This is a genomic window from Prevotella aurantiaca (assembly GCF_015262605.1).
Lineage (GTDB): Bacteria > Bacteroidota > Bacteroidia > Bacteroidales > Bacteroidaceae > Prevotella > Prevotella aurantiaca.
This window is the reverse complement of record NZ_JABZSJ010000087.1, coordinates 1-6,948: the sequence shown is the minus strand read 5'-3', so window position 1 is coordinate 6,948 and position 6,948 is coordinate 1. Positions and strand designations below refer to the sequence as shown.

Sequence of the window (6,948 nt, the reverse complement as noted above, 5' to 3'; positions counted from 1 at the left end):
GTCGGAGCTTTGTGCATAAAAAAGAGGATGTATCAATTTTGACACACCCTCTTTTCCATTTGCTATTTTCAACATCAAATTGATGTTTCGCTTTTTAAGATTAAATCAATTAGCAGACATTTATTTATCGTTTGATGAACTTCACAGACTGATTAGCAATTTTAACGACGTACATTCCTGGAGCAAAGTTCTCGATGTTGAGTGTTGCTTGCGAACCATTTGCGGCAATAGTGCGCATACATGCACCGGTAGCACTGAATATTTGCAAGGTTTTTCCTACAAGATTTGCTGGAATATTTACCATGAGCTGATTTCTAACGACGTATGTTTGCAGCGGTTTCACGGTGGTTTCAATGTCGTTAATGCTGCTGGCTGTACCAGTTGGCTCGTAAGTTATTTCTGATTCATCAGTTGTTTCGCCTACCGGCGCATGTGAGAAGAACTTCTCCATTGGCAACTCTTTGAATAGCGTACAGTTCAGAGGACCTTGCAATGCCCATTCAGCTTCGGTAGCTTCGAGTATCATAAATGTTTCAGAAGCAAGTTTTGTTTTGTCGTATACGTATTCTTTTTGGAATCCATTGCTACTACCGTGTTCATCAATATCGCCATCATCATCGTAGTGCCATGTCCATGTCAGTCGGTCTTGAACAGTGTAGTTAGGACCAGGAACCTTCTTTATAGAAATGCGACGACCTTTTTCATCGTATTTAAATTCTTCTTTCCACACAAGTTCATCGCCCTCCGGGTATATCTGACTAACACAGCTGACGTGTCCGTTATCGTCATATTCTACTTTACAAATGCGTCCAACGTTTTCTTCTATCTTATCTAATGGATAGTCGTATTGACGAATATCTACACGAGCGAGGCGCATTTGGTCATCGTAAACAAACTTCATAATGACATCTTCGGTAAGTGTGTTTACATCGGGTTCAGTGCCGTGGTGCGTAGCGCGAGTATATTCGGTTACATATCCGTGTTCATCGCGTTTGTAAATGTGTCTGGAAGAAGTTACCGGAAAGTTATTGCTGGTGTTTAAAGCCACTTCTTCTTTCTTAATCATGTAGCCCTTTTCGTCGTATGAGTAGTTGTAAACATAAACTGCAGGGGTTTTGTTCATGCCGTATTCTTCTCTGATAAGACAGCCGCGTTCATCGTAAATGTACTTTGTTGTCTGCTCGTCTTCCGAACCTTTCCAATCTACTACCTGCGCCATTCTGTATTTGTAGACTGCTGGGTCGGCGCGAAAATAGTTGGGAGCCATCTTAACTTGGGCTGTACTAACTTGTGTTGTGGCGAGCATTATTGTCGCCATGGTCAAACGTAATAGTTTTTTCATTGTTTGTTTTTAATTATTTAATTGTTACTGATTGGTAGACGTGTCGTACAACTATGCAATTGTACGTACGTCATTGAGAATGAAAGGAACCTTTTTAGAGTTCCTTTCTATGTTTCTGATTAATTATTTTTTACGTATTTATATCTGAAGCTGACTTCCTTTTGCTTGCCTGTTGCGTCTTTCAAACCTGTAAACTGGATAACAGCATAGCTTCCGTCTTTGAACTTAACAAGGAATACGGGTGTCTTTTCTGGGTCTGATTTTGCCATTGTGAGTGTATATTCTCCCATGGTACCACTTACCTTGTGCATCCAGTAGTAGAGTCCCATGTTCACATAGCTTTTCATATAGCCGAGAACGGCAGGCTTTTGCATCATACCTCGCATATCGTAGATAAGGTAAGCCTTTACATCGCTTACCCATTTTACGTTTGTTGGCAATGTTTTAATGGTGTTTATGTCGGTTGTATCAGACATGTGAGCTTCTCCGCCATTGGTCATTACGTCGTAAACATGAAAGGCCAAGTGCCATTTTTCAGGTGCATTAGATGGGCGTTCGTCTACCATTTTTGTTACGTCGTATGTTCCAAATCGGTCTTTCTTTTTACCATCTTCCGAATAGGTACGCCATTCCTGTGCACTAACATCATCTTTCATTACAGTTTCTCCAGTTTCAAGATTAACGTAAACCCACTTGTCGTAGTCTTCCATTGTCTTTCTTTGTGTGACGAAAGAAAGTGTTTTTGTTGGTACATCTTCTGGTTGGTCAGGTTTCGGAGTTGGTGCATCTTCGCTTCCGCACGATGTAAGCAACAATACAGAAAGGCATGATAATGCCAAAATTGATTTAATATTCATCATTGATAGTATTTAAATTTATAAAATTAGTTGAATTGGGTGCAAAATTACCGAATATGAAAAAGTCGCACAATACCTTATACTTAGTATTTTGAGTCAATTCGAGTAGGTATCTTTTTTTGCTTTTTCGGTCATTATAGACTGATTAAGTTCAGAAATCTTCTTTTTCATTTCTTACTCTTATCGGTAAGAAAGTCCATTATCATACCGATAGTAACGCATTATCAGACATGTGATAATCAATTAACATACATATGATAATGCATTATCAGACGTATGATAATCAATTTTCATACATATGATAATGCGTTATCATGCCGATGATAACGGAATAAGATACCTATAAACTAGACGAAAATATTATATGAAAAAGCAAAAAATAATAGAAACCAATGGGCGACAATTTAACTAAAACGCTCAAAAGCAAATAAAATAAAGATATCTTCTTTATTGAGGCATCATTCTATTCCATTTATACCTACTTATGGTTAATTATTATTAGGAATGCAAAAACCTAGTTGGTTCGAATAATTTTCTATACAATCAACTTTTTGTTAGAAAATATTATTTTTGTTGCTTCTATCTGCCACCGCAGTAAAGAGCAACAATGCGAGGAGCAATTCTGTTGAGCAACCAATGTAAAGCTACACCGATAACAAGCATCGAAAGTGGACTCAGCAAATAAATAGCAAAGCCCTCGAATGTATTATGAGGAACTATTATTCCACGTTTCATCAAGAAAATAATTCCGCCAAGCGCCATCGTGTGATAAGCAAATACGAAGAAAGAAGCATCAGTTAAGAATGTAGGCAGTGGAAATCCAATTTTATTTTGACGTTTGCGATGCTCTAAAAACTGTGTTACCATCGAAATTGTGAAGACAATCAGACCTGCATACATTAAGTTAGCACTCTCTACCTGCCACGCAAACACTGCAAAAAACAATCCACCCCATTTTAACGGACGCATAACATCAACAAATTTTATCTGCTTAATGCTGAAGAAAGCACCGAAAGAAAAGAATAAAAGTCCTTGCAAATTAAGTCCAGGCAAATCGTAAGGAACCCAGCGCGAAGCGTAAAGCAAAGCAACAAACAACAAAGTCGGCACTTCTTTTCGCACATCGGTAAGCCATTTCAACACCTTATATATTATAGGCGAGAAAAGACAAAGTACCATTAAGTCGCGAATGAACCAAAAGGGAATTACTAAAGGCGCAGCTATTCCGCCCTGTCCGTCAATCTTACTAATATCCCAAAAGCACAACAACCAATCGGAAACGCTAAACTGCTCGATAGGTTTATGCACAATAGCAGTCCAGTTTGGCAATAAACCTTCGGCAACAGATAAAAGAAAAAGAAATGTAGCAATCCAAAGTACGTAAGGCAAGAGTAAAGAAAATGTCCGCCTTAACAGCTTCTGCAAATACAAATCCTGAGAAAATGTTCCCTCACGAAAGAACAAAACACCACTAAAGAAAAAGAAAAACGGATTCGCCAGCAGAGCCAGCGAACCCGATATAAAGTCTATAATAGCACCAAGAGACGGAAGTTGTGGACCTATTCCCGTTGAATTAGTTGTCCAAAAAATGTCCCAATCAGCGCCAATACCATGAAAATTAGAATGAACAAAAAGTACCAACACCACCAATGGCAATCGCAAAAAATTGATAACTTGCGACTGAATATCAGCCGTATTCATACTTATGCGCATACGTTTAAGCCTTGTCAGCCAACAATTTTGCTGCCATTTCGCGGCCTAATCGCCAGCATTCAGCCTTCACCTCTTCGTTAAGAGCTTGTCGCATTTCTACTGGTTCACCCACTTTTTCGAAGTGTCCTCTTGTTTCGTTCCATTCACCGATAGCATGAACAGCTCTACTTGCCCAACCATACGAACCAAACCAACCAATATAGTGGTTCTTAATGTCGTGGTTATCAATCTCAGAAAGCAAAACTTCCATTTCGTGATACAAACCATTGTTATAAGTTGGCGCACCAACAATAAGACCTTTGTAGCGGAAAATATCACGAAGAATATAGCTGTGTGGAGTTTTTGAAATGTTGTACATTACAATGTTCTTAATACCTTCAGCCGAAGCAGCGCGTGCTATTTGTTCAGCTACTCGTTCAGTGTTGCCGTACATTGTGCCATAACAAATAACAAGACCAGGTTCTGTTTCATATTTCGACATCTTATCGTATAATGAAACTACTTTCTCTACTTCTTCGTGCCAAACAGGACCATGTGTAGAGCAAATATAATCGAACTTAACACCAGCAAGTTTCTTTAATGCGTTCTGAACAGGTGTACCATATTTGCCAACAATATTTGAATAGTAGCGCACCATTTCAAGCCAGTAAGGTTCTGTGTTGATATCTTTGTCAATAATACCACCATTCAAAGCACCGAAACAACCAAAGCCGTCGCCAGAGAAAAGTGCAGAATCTTCGCCTTTGTATAATGTCATCATTGTTTCAGGCCAGTGCACCATTGGTGTCATAAAGAACTGAAGCGAATGATTTCCAAATTCCAAAACATCTCCATTCTTTACTTCTATGGTGTTTTCCTTTATGCCATAAAAGCCAGACATAAGGTCGAATGTTTTTTTATTTCCGATAACTTGAATGTCAGGATAATACTGTTTCAAAAGTGCCAAACCGCCCGAGTGGTCGGGTTCCATGTGATGGATAACAAGATAATCGATCTTTCGGTCGCCAATTACTTCGCGTATGTTCTCTATGAATTGCACGAAGAAGTCTACTTCTACTGTGTCTATCAGTACAACTTTCTCGTCATCGATGAGATAAGAGTTGTAGCTTACTCCATTGGGCAATGGCCACAAGCCTTCAAAAAGCTGCTTGTTGCGGTCGTTTACGCCTACATAGTAGAGCTTATTTGTTATTTCTATCATATTGTTTGTTAGTTTTTTCAGTGCAAATGTAGCACAAATTAGTCATATTTCAAAAAGAAAATCAGTAATTTTGTAGCCATAATGAAATATAACACAACAAGGTTAGATAATGGTTTACGCATTATTCATCTGCCTTCTACTTCATCCGTAGTTTATTGTGGCTACGAAATAAATGTGGGAGCAGCAAGCGAAACAACAACAGAAGAGGGTATTGCTCACTTCTGCGAGCACGTTACGTTCAAAGGAACAGAAAGAAGGGATAGTTTGGATATTATTAAATGTCTCGAAAATGTAGGTGGCGACCTAAATGCTTATACTACAAAAACAACTACGGTTTATCATTCTGCAATTCTCCGTGAACATTTTCCGTTAGCTGTAGATTTACTATCTGATATTGTTTTTCGAAGCGTTTATCCGCAAACGGAAATAGAAAAAGAAGTTGAAGTGATATGCGATGAAATAGAATCGTACAATGATAGTCCTGCAGAACTAATTTATGACGAATTCGAGAATCTTCTTTTTAAAAACCTTCCTTTAGGGCATAGTATTCTTGGAACTGCTAAAACGGTGCGCCAATTTACTTCTGAAGATGCAAAGCGCTTTACAAATAAATATTACCGTCCCGATAACTCTGTTTTCTTTGTTTATGGTGATGTAGATTTCAACCAAGTTGTTGTACTCTTGCAACAGTATTCAGGAGATATTATTCCTACCGAACCACTACAACTCGATTATACCGAAGATGCTACGGCTACTATAATAAAAGGTGCAGAAACATACCAAGCATCGAACATTGTTGTGCATAAAAAGACACATCAAGCCCATGTTATGATAGGTACACGAGGCTATTCTGTTCACGATAAACAGCGTATTGCACTTTATTTACTCAACAATATTTTGGGTGGACCTGGTATGAGTGCTCGTTTAAACCTTTCGTTGCGAGAAAGAAATGGGTTGGTATATACAGTTGAAAGTACATTTGCATCGTTTAGTGCAATAGGAATGTGGAGTATATATTTCGGTTGTGATCCGCAAGATACTGACCGCTGTTTAGCATTAGTTTATGAAGAACTTGATGAAATGATGAGATGCCCTCTTTCGGACGAAGAACTTAAAATTGCAAAACGACAAATAAAGGGGCAGATAGGAATTGCTTGTGATAGTCGTGAGAGTTTTGCTCTCGACTTTGGAAAGAGTTACCTACATTATGGCTGGGAGAAAGATATTACAAACCTTTATGCACAGATAGATAAAGTTACGGCAGAAGACATTCAGAATGTAGCAAAAGACTTGTTTGTAAAGGAAAACCTAACTACGCTAATTTATAAATAACGATAGTTTAGTTGTTTCAAAAATAAGCATTTATTTAGCAAAGAAGAAAGTTAGACAAGTACTTTTAGGATTATCAAGCAACTTATAAATTTCACGAATCTGACGCTTAATTTCATATTTGTCGGCACCCCAAAGACAAAGTCCGATGATATAACTTTTACGGAAGTACTTCCAAGAAGTAAGCGACTGATGTGCCTTTCATCGGCTTTATCGATAAATTACCATAGCTCATCTTCTCTAATATATTTTAATTCGGCACTCATACGAGAAATAGAAACTAAACGAGTCGCATTCCAACCAGCAGTACCAATACGTACAAATTCTTTTTTCTTCATATAGCTTTTTATTATTTTTTCTATCCTTTGTTTGCTATAATTAAATGACAAACCATAATAATTTTGTTATCTTAAAATATTATTATTCGGTCGCAAAGATATATTAAAAAGAAGGGCTATATGACAAAAATGTGCTTAAAATCCTTGTAACTACCTAATAATCATTAT

Annotated in this window: 6 protein-coding genes; 1 reads left to right on the top strand and 5 read right to left on the bottom strand. The window is 37.9% G+C overall.

What is annotated here, in order from left to right:
* Positions 1–124: 124 nt before the first annotated feature.
* The 4 genes from HXN26_RS10630 to HXN26_RS10615 form a co-directional block, all read right to left on the bottom strand.
* A complete protein-coding gene (locus HXN26_RS10630; protein WP_273161210.1) occupies positions 125–1,342 on the bottom strand; it encodes a T9SS type A sorting domain-containing protein in 1,218 nt (405 codons plus the stop codon).
* A 119-nt stretch (positions 1,343–1,461) separates the two neighbouring features.
* On the bottom strand, positions 1,462–2,202 hold the full coding sequence (locus HXN26_RS10625) for an HmuY family protein (protein ID WP_273161208.1): 741 nt from the start codon (positions 2,200–2,202) through the stop codon (positions 1,462–1,464).
* A gap of 576 nt (positions 2,203–2,778) precedes the next feature.
* Positions 2,779–3,912, bottom strand: coding sequence for an acyltransferase family protein (locus HXN26_RS10620; protein WP_273161206.1), 1,134 nt, complete (start codon positions 3,910–3,912; stop codon positions 2,779–2,781).
* A 4-nt stretch (positions 3,913–3,916) separates the two neighbouring features.
* Positions 3,917–5,113, bottom strand: a complete 1,197-nt coding sequence (locus HXN26_RS10615; protein ID WP_273161204.1) for an FprA family A-type flavoprotein — start codon at positions 5,111–5,113, stop codon at positions 3,917–3,919.
* An 81-nt stretch (positions 5,114–5,194) separates the two neighbouring features.
* On the opposite strand from HXN26_RS10615, the gene HXN26_RS10610 reads away from it, so the two are divergent.
* Positions 5,195–6,445: a M16 family metallopeptidase gene (locus tag HXN26_RS10610; RefSeq protein WP_273161202.1), complete on the top strand. Its 1,251-nt coding sequence runs from the start codon at positions 5,195–5,197 to the stop codon at positions 6,443–6,445.
* Between the two features lie 218 nt (positions 6,446–6,663).
* Here the strand turns inward: HXN26_RS10610 and HXN26_RS10600 are convergent, their stop codons facing one another.
* On the bottom strand, positions 6,664–6,780 hold the full coding sequence (locus HXN26_RS10600) for a DUF1266 domain-containing protein (protein ID WP_273161201.1): 117 nt from the start codon (positions 6,778–6,780) through the stop codon (positions 6,664–6,666).
* Positions 6,781–6,948 lie beyond the last annotated feature (168 nt).